At 60.6% G+C, this 15,961-nt stretch carries 12 protein-coding genes and 1 pseudogene; 7 read left to right on the top strand and 6 right to left on the bottom strand.

From position 1 onward, the window contains the following. The first annotated feature begins 254 nt into the window (after positions 1 to 254). The 3 genes from ccoG (at position 255) to ACZ5M5_RS10690 (ending at position 3,812) form a co-directional block, all read left to right on the top strand. Positions 255 to 1,667 carry a cytochrome c oxidase accessory protein CcoG gene (gene ccoG / locus ACZ5M5_RS10700; protein WP_464738998.1) on the top strand — a complete coding sequence of 471 codons (1,413 nt, stop codon included), beginning with the start codon at positions 255 to 257 and terminating at the stop codon, positions 1,665 to 1,667. 182 nt (positions 1,668 to 1,849) lie between these two features. Continuing rightward, positions 1,850 to 3,277 carry a GntR family transcriptional regulator MpaR gene (mapR, locus tag ACZ5M5_RS10695; protein WP_060738242.1) on the top strand — a complete coding sequence of 476 codons (1,428 nt, stop codon included), beginning with the start codon at positions 1,850 to 1,852 and terminating at the stop codon, positions 3,275 to 3,277. 112 nt (positions 3,278 to 3,389) lie between these two features. Next, positions 3,390 to 3,812, top strand: a complete 423-nt coding sequence (locus ACZ5M5_RS10690) for a hypothetical protein (RefSeq protein WP_103310301.1) — start codon at positions 3,390 to 3,392, stop codon at positions 3,810 to 3,812. 135 nt (positions 3,813 to 3,947) lie between these two features. On the opposite strand, the gene ACZ5M5_RS10685 is transcribed toward ACZ5M5_RS10690, so the two are convergent. Both ACZ5M5_RS10685 and ACZ5M5_RS10680 read right to left on the bottom strand, forming a co-directional pair. Then, complete coding sequence (locus tag ACZ5M5_RS10685) at positions 3,948 to 4,694, bottom strand: SDR family oxidoreductase (protein ID WP_092199200.1); 747 nt, start codon at positions 4,692 to 4,694, stop codon at positions 3,948 to 3,950. 78 nt (positions 4,695 to 4,772) lie between these two features. Next, a complete protein-coding gene (locus tag ACZ5M5_RS10680; RefSeq protein WP_060738245.1) occupies positions 4,773 to 5,651 on the bottom strand; it encodes a Dyp-type peroxidase in 879 nt (292 codons plus the stop codon). 228 nt (positions 5,652 to 5,879) lie between these two features. Here ACZ5M5_RS10680 and ampC point away from each other — a divergent pair, with 228 nt between their 5' ends. Beyond that, a complete protein-coding gene (gene ampC, locus ACZ5M5_RS10675; RefSeq protein ID WP_464738997.1) occupies positions 5,880 to 7,028 on the top strand; it encodes a class C beta-lactamase in 1,149 nt (382 codons plus the stop codon). A 187-nt stretch (positions 7,029 to 7,215) separates the two neighbouring features. On the opposite strand, the gene ACZ5M5_RS10670 is transcribed toward ampC, so the two are convergent. The 3 genes from ACZ5M5_RS10670 to ACZ5M5_RS10660 all read right to left on the bottom strand — a co-directional run bounded on the left by ACZ5M5_RS10670 (position 7,216) and on the right by ACZ5M5_RS10660 (position 9,632). Then, positions 7,216 to 7,764 (bottom strand): DUF4174 domain-containing protein, encoded by a 549-nt coding sequence (locus ACZ5M5_RS10670; RefSeq protein WP_103309740.1) that lies wholly within the window; start codon positions 7,762 to 7,764, stop codon positions 7,216 to 7,218. Between the two features lie 270 nt (positions 7,765 to 8,034). After that, complete coding sequence (locus ACZ5M5_RS10665; RefSeq protein ID WP_122568104.1) at positions 8,035 to 8,820, bottom strand: sulfite exporter TauE/SafE family protein; 786 nt, start codon at positions 8,818 to 8,820, stop codon at positions 8,035 to 8,037. 107 nt (positions 8,821 to 8,927) lie between these two features. Continuing rightward, on the bottom strand, positions 8,928 to 9,632 hold the full coding sequence (locus ACZ5M5_RS10660; RefSeq protein ID WP_060743048.1) for a hypothetical protein: 705 nt from the start codon (positions 9,630 to 9,632) through the stop codon (positions 8,928 to 8,930). A gap of 341 nt (positions 9,633 to 9,973) precedes the next feature. On the opposite strand from ACZ5M5_RS10660, the gene ACZ5M5_RS10655 reads away from it, so the two are divergent. The 3 genes and pseudogenes from ACZ5M5_RS10655 (at position 9,974) to ACZ5M5_RS10645 (ending at position 13,345) form a co-directional block, all read left to right on the top strand. Continuing rightward, positions 9,974 to 11,125: an aldose epimerase family protein gene (locus tag ACZ5M5_RS10655; RefSeq protein WP_464738996.1), complete on the top strand. Its 1,152-nt coding sequence runs from the start codon at positions 9,974 to 9,976 to the stop codon at positions 11,123 to 11,125. Between the two features lie 313 nt (positions 11,126 to 11,438). Beyond that, positions 11,439 to 12,399 (top strand): annotated as a pseudogene (locus tag ACZ5M5_RS10650) (IS110 family transposase). Positions 12,400 to 12,523: 124 nt separating this feature from the next. After that, positions 12,524 to 13,345, top strand: a complete 822-nt coding sequence (locus ACZ5M5_RS10645) for an aldo/keto reductase (protein WP_060738249.1) — start codon at positions 12,524 to 12,526, stop codon at positions 13,343 to 13,345. A 144-nt stretch (positions 13,346 to 13,489) separates the two neighbouring features. Here the strand turns inward: ACZ5M5_RS10645 and ACZ5M5_RS10640 are convergent, their stop codons facing one another. Then, on the bottom strand, positions 13,490 to 15,853 hold the full coding sequence (locus ACZ5M5_RS10640) for a DNA polymerase II (RefSeq protein ID WP_464738995.1): 2,364 nt from the start codon (positions 15,851 to 15,853) through the stop codon (positions 13,490 to 13,492). Between the last annotated feature and the right edge of the window lie 108 nt (positions 15,854 to 15,961).

The following is a 15,961-nucleotide window of genomic DNA, read 5'->3' as shown; positions in this document are numbered from 1 at the left end:
GAAGCGAGGCTGCGATCTTTCCTCATTGAGTCCAAAGCGAAAGATCAAGATCAAAAGATCGCAGGCTTCGCCAGCTCCTACAGAGCCCAACGGGAGCAAGGTGTTGTTCGCTCGCCCCTCGATGCATCAAAGTGTCGCAGCGCCTGGGCTTCGCGGCATCTGATCCGGTTTTTATCGAAACACCTGAGTCTGTTATGCAAACAGTTCCATGGTCATAGTGCGCCGGCCAGATAGAGGCTGATGAGCGACCGACCATGAGCGATAGAATCCCCGTCCAGTTGATACAGACGTTCGAACCTGCGCCAACGAAGATCAAGGCCAGGACCACCGACAACCTGATCCACACCCGCAGCTTCACCGGCTTGTTCCGCACCTTGCGCATCAGCGGTGCGGGGGTTCTGTTCCTGCTGTTCTTTGGCACGGTGTGGTTGAACTGGGGTGGCCGCCAGGCGGTGCTCTGGGATCTTTCCGAAAGCAAATTCCATATTTTTGGCGCGACCTTCTGGCCCCAGGATTTCATCCTGCTGTCGGCCCTGTTGATCATCGCCGCCTTCGGCCTGTTTGCGATCACCGTGTTTGCCGGTCGCGTGTGGTGTGGCTACACCTGCCCGCAGAGCTCCTGGACATGGCTGTTCATGTGGTGCGAGAAAATCACCGAAGGCGAACGCAACCAGCGGATCAAGCTGCAAGCGGCCCCCTGGGGCCTGAACAAACTGTTGCGCCGCAGCGCCAAGCACACCTTGTGGCTGGCCATCAGCCTGCTCACCGGCCTGACGTTCGTGGGCTACTTCACGCCGATCCGCCCCTTGGCCGAAGAACTGCTGACCCTGCAGATCGGCGGCGTCAGCCTGTTCTGGGTACTGTTTTTCACCGCTGCCACCTACCTCAACGCCGGCTGGCTGCGGGAAGCGGTGTGCATGCACATGTGCCCCTATGCACGCTTTCAGAGCGTGATGTTCGACAAGGACACGTTGACCATCTCCTACGACACGGCCCGTGGCGAAATCCGCGGCCCGCGTAAACGCGAGGTGAAGCCGGCCAATATTGGCCTGGGGGACTGCATCGACTGCCAGATGTGCGTGCAGGTCTGCCCCACCGGCATCGACATCCGCGACGGCTTGCAGATGGAATGCATCGGCTGCGCGGCGTGCATCGACGCCTGCGACTCGATCATGGACAAGATGGGCTACGCCCGCGGGTTGATCAAATACACCTCGGAACATCAATTGCAGGGGGGCAAGACTCACCTGCTCAGACCTCGGCTGATCGGCTATACCGCCGTGCTTCTGGTGATGATCGGCGCGCTGGCCCTGGCCCTGGTGCAACGGCCCATGGTGTCGCTGGATGTCAGCAAGGACCGCGGCCTGTTCCGCGAAAACAGCGCAGGCCAGATCGAGAACATCTACAGCCTGAAAATCATCAACAAGACCCAGCAACGCCAGGACTATCACCTGTCCCTGGTGGATGGCGACGGCTTCGTCCTCCAGGGCAAGACCCAACTGAGCCTGGCGCCCGGGGAAATCGTCGATGTGCCGGTGTCGGTGGCGATGCTCAGCGAGCGGCCTCGCAGCGGCTCCCAGGAAATGACCTTCAAGGTGGCCGACAGCGATGAACCCGGCATCTACAGCCTGGCCAAGAGCCGTTTTGTCGCGCCGATGAATCGTTGAAGCTTTAAGATGCCGGGCGTCCTGTGGGAGCGAGCTTGTGGGAGCAAAGCTTGCTCGCGAAGAACGATGACGCGACCTTACTGTTGATCCGTGTCGCCTGCGTCGCGAGCAAGCTTTGCTCCCACGGGCTCCCTCACAGTTTAAAAAGCGCAAACCATGTGTCACTCAAGACTGGGCCCGCCATGAAACGCTATGAAAAATTCGCCGACGACATCGCTGAACTGATCCGCTCCGGCATGCTGGGGCCCGGCCAGCGCGTGCCCTCGGTGCGTTATGCCAGCCAGACCTACGGCGTCAGCCCGTCCACCGTGTTCCAGGCCTATTACCTGCTGGAGCGACGTGGCCTGATCCGCGCCCGGCCGCGCTCGGGCTATTTCGTCAACACCCATGCGCCGAGCCCGTTTTCCGAACCGGCCATCAGCACCCAGGTGCACGAGTCCACCGAAGTGGACGTCAGCGAACTGGTGTTTTCGGTGCTGGACTCGATCAAGGACCCGGCCACCGTACCGTTCGGCTCGGCGTTCCCCAGCCCGCTGCTGTTTCCGTTGCAGCGCTTGTCGCGCTCGCTGTCCAGCGCCACACGGGACATGGACCCTCGGGTCGTCGTCACCGACATGTCGCCGGGCAACCCGCACCTGCGCCGGCAAATTGCCCTGCGCTACATGGTGGGCGGGTTGATGCTGCCCATGGAAGAACTGCTGGTCACCAACGGCGCCCTGGAAGCCTTGAACCTGTGCCTGCAAGCCGTGACCGAGCCCGGCGACCTGGTGGCGATCGAGGCACCGGCGTTCTACGCCTGCCTGCAAGTGCTGGAACGACTCAAGCTCAAGGCCGTGGAAATCCCCGTCCACCCCCGCGAAGGTATCGACCTGGAGGTATTGGCGCAGACCCTGGAGCGTCATCCGATCAAGGCCTGCTGGTGCATGACCAGTTTCCAGAACCCCATGGGGGCGACCATGCCCGAGGAAAGGAAGCAGGCACTGGTGGAGTTGTTGCGCCGCCACCAGGTGCCGTTGATCGAAGACGACGTGTACGCCGAGCTCTATTACGGCCAACAGGCCCCCAAGCCCGCCAAGGCGTTCGACACCGAAGGATTGGTGATGCATTGCGGTTCGTTCGCCAAGAGCCTGGCGCCGGGCTATCGCATCGGCTGGGTCGCCGCCGGGCGCTATGCGCAGAAGATCGAACGGCTCAAGCTCATGACCTCGCTATGCGCCTCGATGCCGGCCCAGGCCGCCATTGCCGACTACCTGCAACACGGCGGCTACGACCGCCACCTGCGCAAACTGCGCTATGCCCTGGAAGAACAGCAAAGCGCGATGCTGAGCGCCATCGCCCGTTACTTCCCGGCCCAGACCCGGGTCAGCCAGCCGGCGGGCGGTTACTTCCTGTGGCTGGAACTGCCGGAGCAGATGGACTCGCTGAAACTGTTCCAGATGGCCCTGGCCCAGGGCATCAGCATCGCGCCAGGACCGATCTTCTCAGCGACCCGTCGCTTTCGAAATTGCATCCGCTTGAACTATGGCAGCCCGTGGACGGATGTATCGGAAAAGGCCATGGAGACGCTGGGACGGATCATTCGCTCACTGATAACCAGCCAAGACAATTGAGAAAGACCTGTCAGCTCTGACAGTAGTAGGCTTGTCAGGAAAGACTTAGCGTAGAGATCGCCAACCGAATGAGGGCCACGGGTTGGCAACAATCTACCCTAAGGAGAAGATCATGAAATATTTTCACGATTTCGAGGGCGGTCCAGACGGCTGGAGATTTACCCAAAGTGAAGGAGAAATAGTAAGGGAACCGCGCGGCAATCATTACATCACAGGTAACGAGTATGTGACTGATTACAGCTTGGCCAAGATATTCAAATTGCCATTCGCGGACAATCTTCCAGTCATCGTAAAGTTCGACATCAAAGTCCCCGATGGGGTGACGCTGAAAGAGTTGGCTTGTACAGTCAATAATAATGTTCAGCTACTGGACGTCCCCGCAGGCGATGACCAATGGCATTCTTGCAAGGTGACATTTCCCCCTCCTCCACCTCAAACGTCCGGATTTCCTACCGTTCGTATTACAGCATTCCGAGAAGTTGAAAAGCCTCCACACGGCGTAGGGTTCGATAACATCTACGTCATCCAGGAATAACCCCTGTCCGGCCATTTCAATGCAGGCGTTCTGCATACCGATAACATCCAAGGCAACCCCGCTCCCATAGGCGGTCTGTATTCAAATGTGGGAGCGAGCTTGCTCGCGATGGGGCCAGACCAGACAACCCAGGGCTCAGCGCCCGCCCCCCAGGTCCACAAACGTCCCGGTCGCATACGAAGCCTTGTCCGACAGCAGCCAGATAATCGCCTCGGCGACTTCATCCGGACGCCCGCCCCGGGCCATCGGGATTGCCGATTCCAGTTTGCTGACCCGATCCGGGTCGCCGCTCAGGGCATGGAAGTCGGTGTAGATGTAACCCGGGCGAACCGCGTTGACGCGAATGCCTTCGCCGGCGACTTCTTTGGACAGGCCGACGGTGAACGTGTCCAGGGCGCCCTTGGAGGCCGCGTAGTCGATGTACTCGTTGGGGGAGCCCAGGCGAGCGGCCACGGACGAAACGTTGACGATGCTGCCGCCCTGCCCGCCATGCCGGGGCGACATGCGCAGCACCGCGTGCTTGGCGCAGAGAATCGGACCCAGCACGTTAGTCTTCATAATCTTGAGAATGCGGAATTCGGACATTTCATCGAGCCGGGCTTTCTGGGCAACCGTCCCGGCATTATTCACCAACGCCGTGACACGCCCCAGCTCGGCATCCACCCGGTTGAACAGGCCGATCACTTCGTCCTCGATGCTCACGTCGGCGCGCACGGCAATCGCCTGCGCGCCCTTGGCCCGGACCTGTTCGAGCACCTCCTGCGCGGCGCTTTCATCGGACTGGTAGTTGATGCAGATCCGATAGCCCAACTCGGCAGCCAACAGCGCCGTGGCCGCCCCGATTCCGCGGCCGCCACCGGTGATGACGATGACTTTATCCACGCTTGCTTCTCCCATTCCACGGATAGACGTCCGGCCCAAGGATAGCGTTCACGTCACGCTTTGCACAAACCGCTGCGCTTACCGGGCCAAGGCGCGCAGATCCAGGCGTCCGTCCAACAACGGCGGGCACCAGTAGTAGCCGCCGGTGATCGGTCGACTCATGCGGTACAGGCCGTCGGTGATGCCGTCTTCCAGGCCGCTCATGCGCCGCAATTGGGCCTCGAAGGCATCGAGGGAGAAACCGAACGCCAGGAACATCAGCCCTGCACGGTCGCCTTCGATCCAGGGCATGGACCGACGGACCACGAATGCCTCCGGGGCAAAGCTTTCCTGGGCGGTGCGCTTGACGTGGGCCGATTCCGGCGCGTCGTCGATTTCTTCGTTGTCGCTCAGGCGCCGGCCCATGATGTTGTCGCGCTCATGGGGCTGCATCGCCGCGAAACCGTCCAGGTCGTGTTGCCACTGCTGGATCGCGGCGAAACTGCCACCGCGCACCCCGTCGGCGCCCTGGGCCAGGGCGGCGGCGATGGCCGCTTCGTCGTGGGGGTTCTCGGTGCCATCTTCATAACCGGTCAGGTCATGGCCGGTCATGTGGCGGAAAGTCTCGTTCATCTGCACCAGGCGCAGCGCCGGGGCCAGTGCCGCTTCGATGGCGCGGCTGCGGTGCATCAGCTCGCCGCGGTCTTCACCGTGCAGCCAGCACCACAGGGCATGTTGGGTCGAGGGGTTGTCCACACCTACGCCGGCCAACGCCGGAAAAGCCCGCAGGCCAGCGACCTGGGCGCCCAGCGCGTGGACCAGCGATTCGCCAAAGCCGATCACGGCCCGGCCATCGAGCAACAACAGGAGTTTGTCTAGCGCAGCCGGCAATGCCTCGACCGATTCCAGGGCAAAAAACAAATGACGGGCCTGAGGCGGAACAGGGGTGGCGAGAATGCCGGGCTGGTAGTAACTCATGTGAACTCCTTTAGAAAGAGCCGCGAGTTTACCCGGCGGCTGCCGCTTTGTGTGGTTTGGCTTGAGGTCCGGCCGCGTCGGGCAACCCGAGCGTTTTGTGGGAAGGTTCCCATAGCCCCGTCAGACGACTCAGAAACATCCCCCCGGACCGATAGACTCGGATTGCCGGGCCGCCAAAAACGCCCTAGATTGAGCCCCCTCCAGGAAGGCCAACGAGAACGCTGCACCATGCCAATTGCCAGATCGATACTCGCCGGGATTTTTTTCCTGGTCTGCGGGACGTCCGTAAGCTTTGCCCAGGAGCGCATTGAAGACACGGTCAATGCCGTCATCCAGCCCTTGATGAAACAACAGGACATCGCCGGCATGGCCGTGGCGATCACGTATAACGGTCAACGCCATTATTTCAACTACGGCGTGGCCTCCAAGGACACGAAAAAGCCGGTCACCGACCAGACCCTTTTCGAAATCGGCTCGGTCAGCAAGACCTTCACCGCCACCCTCGGCGCCTATGCCCAGGCCCAGGGCAAACTGTCCCTGGCGGATCCGGCCAGTCGCTTTGCGCCCGAACTGCGCGGCAGCGCCATGGAGGGCACCCGCCTGCTCGACCTTGCCACCTACACCGCCGGCGGCCTGCCCTTGCAGTTTCCCGACGAGGCGGATCATCCGGACCGGATGTTCAGTTACTACAAGAACTGGAAACCGCTCTACCCGGCCGGCACCCAGCGGCTCTATTCAAACCCGAGCATTGGCCTGTTCGGCTACCTGGCGGCCCGCAGCCTGGGACAGCCATTTGACGAGGTGATGGAGCGCACGCTGATGCCAGGGCTGGGCCTCAAGCACAGCTATGTGCGGGTGCCGCAGGATCAGATGGGGCGATACGCCCAAGGCTATGCAAAGGACGGCAAGCCCGTGCGAGTCGGCACCGGCACACTGGATTCCGAAGCCTACGGGGTCAAGACCAGTTCAACGGACCTGATTCGTTTCGTCGAGGCCAACCTGCGACCTGAAAAACTGGACGCGGACCTGAAGCAAGCCATCGCCACGACGCATACGGGTTTCTACAAGGTTGGCGGAATGAATCAGGGGCTCGGCTGGGAGTTCTACCCCGCCCCGTTCACCTTGGACGACCTGCTCGCTGGCAACACACCGCAGATGGCCCTGGCCCCACAAAAAGTCGAATCTCTCGACCCGCCCCGCCCGGCGCCGGACGGCGCCTGGATCAACAAGACCGGCTCCACCAACGGTTTCGGCGCGTACGCAGCGTTCGTGCCCGGGAAGGACATGGGGATCGTCCTGCTTGCCAACAGGAACTACCCGATCGAGGAACGGGTGAAGGCGGCGCACCGGATCCTGATGGCGCTGGATGGCCAATAAAACGGCCATGAGTCCTAATGCCAGTCAGTCAGAGCCCTGATGCCAGTCAGTCAACCTGTGGGAGCAAAGCTTGCTCGCGATGGCGGCAGACCCGTCAATGGCGTTGTCGACTGGCTCACCCCAATCGCGAGCAAGCTTTGCTCCCACGGGTTTGAGGCTTAACTGACTGGCATTGGCCACACGGGCATCAGTCATCCAGCGGCTTCGGCGGCGCTGTCGGCTTGGTTGCCTTGCCAGGCTTGGTGCCTTTCGCATCCTTGGCCGGTGCGGGCTCCGGCGCGGGAGGTGGCGCCGGGGGCGTCGCTTCTTTTTCCGCGGCGGGGAGTTTATCGACGGTGTCGAAGAGGTCTTTCAATTCGATCGCCCCGGAATGCTCAAGCTTCTTTTCCCCGTCCTTGCCCACCAGGATGATCTTGGTCTGGGCCCCGGCGCCCAGCTTGAGGGAGCGGATCAGCGCCATGGTGCTTTGCGGGTCCAGGTCCTTGCCATCGCGCTGCCCAATGGTATTGAGCACGGTGTAGAGCACCATGTTGCGCTCGGAAAAACCCTGCTTGCCCGCCGGTTCATCCAAGGCCTTTTTCAGGCTGACCCAGGCCGGGTCGACTGTACTGGGCGCGATGACGATCAGGGCGCGCGCCCTGCCTGCATCCGCCACCAGGGGTGAGTCGCCATCGGCTGCGAACAGGGGGCCGGCGATGGCCAGCAAGGTAGCGAAGGTCAACGACCGAATGAGCATGCGCCTCTCCTTTTGATATTTACGCTGTACTGATTGCACAGGGCGGCGATTGTTCCGCGAGAGTCGCTCAATACTGCGCCTGCCTGCCTTGAAGCTTAGGCCAGGGGGATCATTGCGCAACCGTAGGGAGAGTGTGGCGCGAGAGTTGGAACGGGGATCACTGTGGGAGCGAGCTTGCTCGCGATAGCGGTGGTTCAGCTTGCATCGATGCTGAATGTGCCTGCGTCATCGCGAGCAAGCTCGCTCCCACACTGGATCGGGGTGATCGTTCTAGAACGCCAGCTTGAACCCGATCATCGCCAGCATCACCGCCAGGCAGGGGCGCAGCAGCTCGTCGGAGATACGGCCCGACAAATGACTGCCCAGGTAGATCCCCGGCAACGAACCGATCAGCAGGAAACCCAGGATGTGCCAGTCCATGTTGCCCATGCTCGCATGGCCCAGGCCAGCGACGAGGGTCAGCGGCACGGCGTGGGCGATCTCGGTGCCCACCAGGCGCTTGGTGACCAGGAACGGGTAGAGGATGAACAGCGCGACAGTGCCCAGGGCGCCGGCGCCAATGGACGTCAACGCGACCATCGTCCCCAGCACGAGACCGGTGATGACCGTCAGCACATTGAGACGCGTACCAGAGGGGTTGTAGTGCCCCCCGGCACGGTCGTGGGCGAATTGCAGCAAACGCTTCTTGAACAGGATTGCCAGGGCGGTGGCGAACAACACGAAGCCCAAGGCTTGCTTGATCACCGCGTTCATGGCGTCGGGCGAGCTGTGCAAGCTGCTGAGGAACCACAAGGTCAAGCCGACCGCCGGCACGCTGCCCAACGTCAACCAGCCGGTGATGGCCCAGTCGATGTTGCGGTTCTTGGCATGAACCAATACGCCGCCAGACTTGGTAATGGCCGCATACAGCAGGTCCGTACCCACCGCCGTCGCCGGGTTGATACCAAACCACAACAGGATCGGGGTCATCAGCGAACCACCGCCGACGCCGGTCATTCCAACGATGAAGCCGACCACCAGGCCCGCAACGACTAAACCGACATTACCGAAATCCATTAAACCCGTCTCAGCACGACCGCGTGAAAAATCTGGCCGCGAGCATAGCGATTTTTCTTATAACTCCCTATATCGATATGATCTATCTTTATTCCTTTCTCCTCTAATCACTGAACCGGGAGAAAATTGAGGAACAGCAGGCTCTGGGCGTAATTCAAACCGATACGCCGGTAACGCTCGTCGAGCATCTGGGTCAGCAGGTCCAATCGGGCGACAATTTTCCCGAACTCGACGGCAAAACTCAGATTGCTGCCCTCCTCCGAAATCTCATTGGAAAACAGCAGCGGCTTGCCGTCCTTGTTCTGCCGCTGGCTAAGCAGCCAAGTGGCTTTTTCGATGTTGCGCGCCGCATTGCTGACAAAACGCGGGTCGATGGTGTCGGTCATGTAGAACTCGAGGCGATTGCCATGAGCGGTGACCAGCATGCTGCCGATGGCATAGATGAACGCCCCGACCCGATCACCGAGAAACTCCGGGCTCATGGCGTAGCTCAGGGCGGCCAGGTCCTTCTTGCCACCCAGGGTCGGCAAGGGTTGTTGCTGCTCGATGGCCATGCGCACCTGTTTTTCCGCGGTGCGGGCGTCAAGAAAGCCGGATTTGCGCAGTTCCTCGGGGTTGCGCAGGTAAAGCTTGCTCATCAGCAGGTAGAGGCTTTGCAGGTTGTCGTGCATGGCCAGCGTTGCCATGCGGTCGACACTGGTCTGCAAGAACTCCTGGGGCTTGGCATTGCTGAACTGCGTGACCATGTCCTGCCCCTGTTGATGGCTGCAGCCGCCGCTGAACAGCATCGACACAGCGACCCACCCTGCCATGCAGGCACGGCGCAACCTCGTCACAGAAGAAAAAACACCGACCATCGAGTCTCAATCTGGGCAGGGGGAAGCGATGGGGGTCGCCGCTTCCAGGCCATGGATAGAGCGGCAAAAATCGCAAAAGTGCAGTGCCCAGAGAAAATCCTCGACCTTTGGCAAAGTCTTTTTTGCCTAATTAGTCTTACTTTTTAATTGATAAATCTTAATTTATGGCTATAAATCCCTTTTCACCCATCAAATAGAAAGACTACTAGACGAAAAAGCCTTCATCGCTGTCCGACCAGTAACGGACTCGACCCGCGTTAAAACAACAACAAAACAACAGGAAGGAAGGTCATACCATGCTTGAATCCAGACAACTGCTCACGGCCCTCGGAGTGTCTCTGATGATCGCCACCTCGGTTTCCCAGGCTGCCGGCCTGACCAATGAACGCGCTGCGTTCGGCAAGACCGACGACGGCACGGCGGTGGAGAAATTCGTACTGCGCAACAGTCATGGCATGGAGGCCACGGTCATCACCTATGGCGGCATCCTCCAGTCATTGAGCGTGCCGGACAAAAACGGCAAGGTCGCCGACATCGTGCTCGGTTTCGACGATGTGCAGGGTTACCAGAAGAATGGCAGCGTGTATTTCGGCGCGACCATCGGCCGTTTCGGCAATCGCCTGGCCGACGGTGCCTTCGAGCTGGACGGCAAGCGTTACCAAGTGCCGCAGAACGACCATGGCAACTCCTTGCACGGCGGGCCGCAAGGGTTCGACAAACGTGTCTGGAAGGCCCAGCCCCACAATGCCAAGGACTCGGTGGGCGTCACCCTGACCTACCTGTCACCCGACGGTGAGATGGGCTTTCCCGGAGCACTGAAAACCGACGTCACCTACAGCCTCAACGAACAGAACGAGTTGCGCATCGAGTACCAGGCCACCACCGACAAACCCACGGTGCTGAACCTGACCAACCACAGCTATTTCAACCTGGCCGGCGCAGGCAACGGCGACATACTCGAGCAGGTCGCAACCCTGCACGCGGCCCACTACACACCGGTCACCGGCAAACTCATTCCCACCGGCGAACTGGCCCCGGTGGCCGGCACACCGATGGATTTCACCCAACCCACCGCCATTGGCACCCATATCAAGGCTGATCACCCACAACTCAAATTCGCCGAACCGAAACAGGGCGGCTTCGACTTCAACTGGGCACTGGACGCCAAGGGCGATGTGAAAAAACTGGCCGCCGAGGTGTATGACACGGAGTCCGGACGACGCCTGCAGCTGTACACCACCGAGCCTGGCGTGCAGTTCTACACCAGCAACTTCCTCGATGGCACCGTCAAGGGCAAGCAAGGCAAGGTCTATCCGCATTGGGGCGCGTTCACCCTGGAAACCCAGCACTACCCCGACTCGCCAAACCAGCCGAACTTCCCTTCGACGCGGCTTGATCCGGGCCAGACCTACACCCAGACCATGGTGTTGAAGTTCTCCGCGAAGTAACGCCCCCGCCGAATCGTTCCCATGCTCTTGTGGGAGCGAGCTTGCTCGCGATAGCGGTGTGTCTGCATGTGATGATGCTGGATGGGCCGACGCCTTCGCGAGCAAGCTCGCTTGTATGTTTAGACTTGAAGGGGTGGGCGGGACTAAAAGCTCGATTCCGACTCTAGCCAGTACGGACCGTGGGAGACTTCTCGTCCCGCCCTTTCTACCTAAAGCGCCGATAAGGAATTCATCGGCAAGACCGACGATAGAGGCAAGCCAGCGCAAAGGTAGACCCCGACAAGCACCTAAACCCTAGCTCCGAGGATTCGTCATGACAATCCTTACCTCGCAAACGGTTGTTGGCATTGATGTCGCCAAGGCCGAAATAGTTGTTTATCGCTCTGACCTGCAAACCATTGATACCGTCAAGAACGATCGAACAGCCCTCAAGCGCTGGCTTAAAACGCTACCCGCCCAAAGCGCTCTTGCCGTCGAAGCCACCAACATCTACCACCTGGATACCGTCGAGCTGGCTCATGCGCTAGGGCATCAGGTCTATGTCGTGGATGCTTATCGGGTGAGCAATTATCGTCGGCATCGGCCAACGAGCCAAGAACGATCCTTGCGATGCCCGCTTACTGGCGCGCTATCTAACCAATGAACAGCACGAACTGCGGCGGTGGAATCCACCACCAAAGGCCTACACGACGTTAAAAAGCCTACTTCATAGACGTGCGACCCTGGTCAAGAACCATACAGGCCTTATGTTGAGCTGGGCTGACGAACCCTTGCTAAAAAAAGCGCTGACGGCTCAGAAAAAAGCGTTTGAACAGGCGAGTCAGGCTATCCAGAAGCTGCTACGAAAGGTCAGCAAGGAGTCGGGAATTGAGGCCAATATTGAGCGCTGTAAAGGCATCGAAGGCGTCGGTGAGCTGGTCGCAACTGGGTTGGCAACCAGTTTTATGCGAGGTGATTTTACCGACAGCGATGCGTTTATCGCTTTTTTAGGGATGGACTTGCGGGTCGATGATTCTGGAAAAAAGAATGGCGCTCGATACTTGTCCAAGAAGGGGGATCCAGAAATACGCCGACTAGCTCATATCGCCGCAATGACGGCGTGCCGCTCGCCTAGATGGAAACCATTTTACGAGTCGTACCTAGCGAGAGGCTTTTCAAAAACTCAGGCCTTGGTGGTGCTAGCCCGTAAGCTCTGCCGAGTGGCATTTGCCTTGATGAAAAATCAGAGCGAATACCAGCCAACGCCTATGTTGCAGGGTTGCCCTGCAACATAGAATCTCCCACGGGTTGGTGTTGAGTTCGGATGCTGCGGGCTCGCGCAGAGCATGGGAACGATCCATGCGGGAACACTTGGTCTATCCTGCTGCCACACGTCAAAGCAAAAAACAGGAGATAGGCATGAGGACGCTGGAATTGGCGGGTGTGTCCGTACCGGTAATCGGCCAGGGCACCTGGCGCATGGGTGAAGAACCGTCCCATCACAAGAAAGAAGTCGCAGCCCTGCGGTTGGGGATCGAACTGGGCATGACCTTGATCGACACGGCGGAGATGTATGCCGAAGGCGGTGCCGAGACCGTCGTTGGCGAAGCGATCACCGGCCTGCGCGACCAGGTGTTCCTGGTGAGCAAGGTCTATCCCCACAACGCCAGTCGCAAAGGCATTCCCCTGGCCTGCGAACGCAGCTTGCGCCGGCTCGACACCGATTACATCGACCTATATCTGTTGCACTGGCGCGGGCAGTACCCTTTGGCAGAAACCGTCGAAGCGTTCGAACGCCTGCGCGAAGAAGGCAAGATCGGTCGTTGGGGTGTGTCGAACCTTGACGTCGATGACCTCGAGGAGCTGGCCTCGCCGGCCTGCGCCACCAATCAAGTGCTGTACAACCTGCAGGAACGCGGCATCGAATTCGACCTGCTGCCCTGGTGCCAGCAACGGCGCATGCCGATCATGGCTTACTGCCCGGTCGGCCAGGGCGGGCACCTGCTCAAGGATCACACCCTGGCACAAATCGCCGAACGCCATCGGGCAACACCCGCGCAGATCGCATTGGCCTGGTTGCTGCGCCAAGACAATGTGATTGCCATACCCAAGGCTGTGAAACCTGAACATGTGCGCCTGAATGCCGAAGCGGCGAATCTCAGGCTCGAGCCTCAGGACCTGGCCGCCCTGGACCTGATATTTCCCCAGCCCCAGGGCAAGCAGCGGTTGGCGATGGTTTAATCCTCGCGCAAAACGCTTGTTGTGGCGAGGGAGCTCGCTCCCGCTCGATCGCGAAGCGATCGCAAAAAGAGGCTGCTGCGCAGCCCAGCGGGAGCAAGCTCCCTCGCCACAAAGGCATCCTGCCAATAACCGGGCCTCCTCCCGTCAGAACAACCCCATCTGCCCCCCCACCAACGTCGAAAAGTCATCATCCACAAACGGCAGGATCGCATCCGCCACCGGCTGCAGTTGTTTGGTCACGTAGTGGTCGTAATCGATTGGCGCACTGCGAATTTCCAGCGGCTCGGGGCCGGCGACAGTGATGACGTAGCTGATCCAGCCGCCATTCTGGTACTGCCGCGGACGGCCCTGGCGCTGGTTGAACTCATCGGCCAGCCGCGCGGCCCGCACGTGGGGTGGGACGTTGCGCTCGTAATCCTCCAGCGGCCGCCGCAGGCGCTTGCGATAGACCAACCGATCATCGAACGCACCGGCCAGGGTCTGCTGCACATAATCACGCACATACTCCTGGTAGGGCTTGCGGTGGAAGATCCGCCCGTACAATTCCTGCTGGAACTGCCGGGCCAGCGGCGACCAGTCGGTACGCACGGTTTCCAGGCCTTTGTAGACGATTTCATCACTGCCGTCGGCGCGGGTCACCAGCCCGGCATAGCGTTTCTTGCTGCCCTCCTCGGCGCCCCGGATGGTCGGCATCAGGAAGCGCTTGAAGTGCGTTTCGAACTGCAGTTCCAGCGCGCTTTCCAACCCGAACTCGGCACGCACTTGCTCACGCCACCATTGGTTGACGTGTGCCACCAACTCGCGACCGATCCTGGCCGCTTCCTCCTGACCATGGGCACGACGCAACCAGACGAACGTGGAGTCGGTATCGCCATAGATCACCACATGGCCCTGGGCTTCGATCAACTGGCGGGTGCGCTGCATGATCTGGTGGCCACGCAGGGTGATGGACGAGGCCAGGCGCGGATCGAAGAAGCGACAACCACTGGAGCCGAGCACGCCATAAAAGGCGTTCATGATGATTTTCAACGCTTGGGACAGCGGCGCATTGTGTTCGCGCTTGGCGGTCTCCCGGCCTTCGGAGACCCGCGCGACGATGGCCGGCAGGCAATGTCGGCTTCGGGAGAAGCGCGCCCCGCGAAAGCCCGGCACCGACTCGCGGTCATCCGGGTGACGCAGCCCTTCGATCAAGCCCACCGGGTCGATCAGGAAGGTACGGATGATCGACGGATACAGGCTCTTGTAGTCCAGCACCAGCACCGACTCGTAGAGCCCCGGCTGGGAATCCATGACAAAACCACCCGGGCTGGCCTCGGGCGGACGCTGGCCGAGATTGGGTGCCACAAAACCCTGGCGGTGCATCAGCGGCATGTACAGGTGCGTGAAGGCCGCCACCGAACCGCCGCTGCGGTCCGCTGGCAGGCCGGTGACGCTGGCCCGTTCCAGCAGGAACTTGAGCAGCTCGGTCTTGGCGAAGATCCGCGTCACCAGCTCGCAGTCCTTGAGGTTGTAGCGGGCCAGGGCCGGCTTGTCCTCGGCGAACATGCGATTGATCTCGTCCATGCGCTGGTACGGGTTGTCGATGGACTTGCCCTCCCCCAGCAGCGTCTGGGCGACGTTTTCCAGGCTGAACGACGGGAAGCTCCAGGTCGCCGAGCGCAGGGACTCGATCCCGTCGATGATCAGTCGACCAGCCGCCGAGGCGAAAAAGTGGTTGTTGCGCGCGCCGTGCTCGCGCCATTGCATTTCTTCGCCAGCGCGGCCCAGGCGCAACGGCACCGCCAGCCGCCGGGCATGTTCATGCAGCACCCGCAGGTCGAATTGCACCAGGTTCCAGCCAATGATCGCATCGGGGTCGAAACGGGCGAACCAGTCGTTGAGTTTCTTCAGCAGCAGCGTGCGCGAATCGCAGTATTCCAGCTGGAAATCCACACCGCTATCGTCGCCATTAGGCGGCCCGAGCATATAGACCTGGCGCTCGCCGCAGCCTTCCAGGGCAATGGAATACAAATCGCCCTGGGCGGTGGTTTCGATGTCCAGGGACACCAGGCGCAACGGTGGACGGTAGTCGGGCGCCGGTTTCATCTGGGCATCCACCAGCAGGCCATCGGCGGCCGGCGTACCGCCGAACCACACCGGGGCGGTGATGAAGCGCTCCATCAGGTAGCGCTCCGGCGGCCGGATGTCCGCTTCGAACACCTCCACACCGGCGCGGCGCAAGGTGCCGTCCAGGCGCATCAGTTGGGCGTGTTGCTGGCAATACAGGCCCAGCACCGGGCGATGCTCGAAATCCAGCAGGTCCAGGGGGCGTAGCTCTACCTCCTTTTCCCCTTGCAGCAAGGCTTCGAGCTGGCCGCGCTGGATCTGCGGCACAAAGGCCACCGACGTCTGCACCGGCAGGCGCACGCGCCGGGGACCGGCGTCGGTCGCCAGCCAGAACTCGACTTCGGTGCCGGCCGGGTTGTCGCGCCAATGCCGGGTCAGGACGAAGCCCTGCTGTAAATCCACCGCTGAAACCTCGAATTTTGCGTAGACGACGATTCTACCTGTGGCGAGGGGATTTATCCCCGCTGGGCTGCGAAGCAGTCCTAAAACCTGCCAACGCTGTGTGTCAGG

The organism is Pseudomonas sp. Van50 (assembly GCF_055390755.1).
Note: the sequence above shows the minus strand (reverse complement) of the source record. Positions and strands in the feature narration are given on the sequence as shown.

Excerpts from the sequence above, each read along its gene's own strand:
- ccoG (WP_464738998.1), top strand. The coding sequence starts at position 255 with ATGAGCGATAGAATCCCCGTCCAGTTGATACAGACGTTCGAACCTGCG.
- mapR (WP_060738242.1), top strand. The coding sequence starts at position 1,850 with ATGAAACGCTATGAAAAATTCGCCGACGACATCGCTGAACTGATCCGC.
- ACZ5M5_RS10690 (WP_103310301.1), top strand. The coding sequence starts at position 3,390 with ATGAAATATTTTCACGATTTCGAGGGCGGTCCAGACGGCTGGAGATTT.
- ACZ5M5_RS10680 (WP_060738245.1), bottom strand. The coding sequence starts at position 5,651 with ATGAGTTACTACCAGCCCGGCATTCTCGCCACCCCTGTTCCGCCTCAG.
- ampC (WP_464738997.1), top strand. The coding sequence starts at position 5,880 with ATGCCAATTGCCAGATCGATACTCGCCGGGATTTTTTTCCTGGTCTGC.
- ACZ5M5_RS10670 (WP_103309740.1), bottom strand. The coding sequence starts at position 7,764 with ATGCTCATTCGGTCGTTGACCTTCGCTACCTTGCTGGCCATCGCCGGC.
- ACZ5M5_RS10665 (WP_122568104.1), bottom strand. The coding sequence starts at position 8,820 with ATGGATTTCGGTAATGTCGGTTTAGTCGTTGCGGGCCTGGTGGTCGGC.
- ACZ5M5_RS10660 (WP_060743048.1), bottom strand. The coding sequence starts at position 9,632 with ATGGCAGGGTGGGTCGCTGTGTCGATGCTGTTCAGCGGCGGCTGCAGC.
- ACZ5M5_RS10655 (WP_464738996.1), top strand. The coding sequence starts at position 9,974 with ATGCTTGAATCCAGACAACTGCTCACGGCCCTCGGAGTGTCTCTGATG.
- ACZ5M5_RS10645 (WP_060738249.1), top strand. The coding sequence starts at position 12,524 with ATGAGGACGCTGGAATTGGCGGGTGTGTCCGTACCGGTAATCGGCCAG.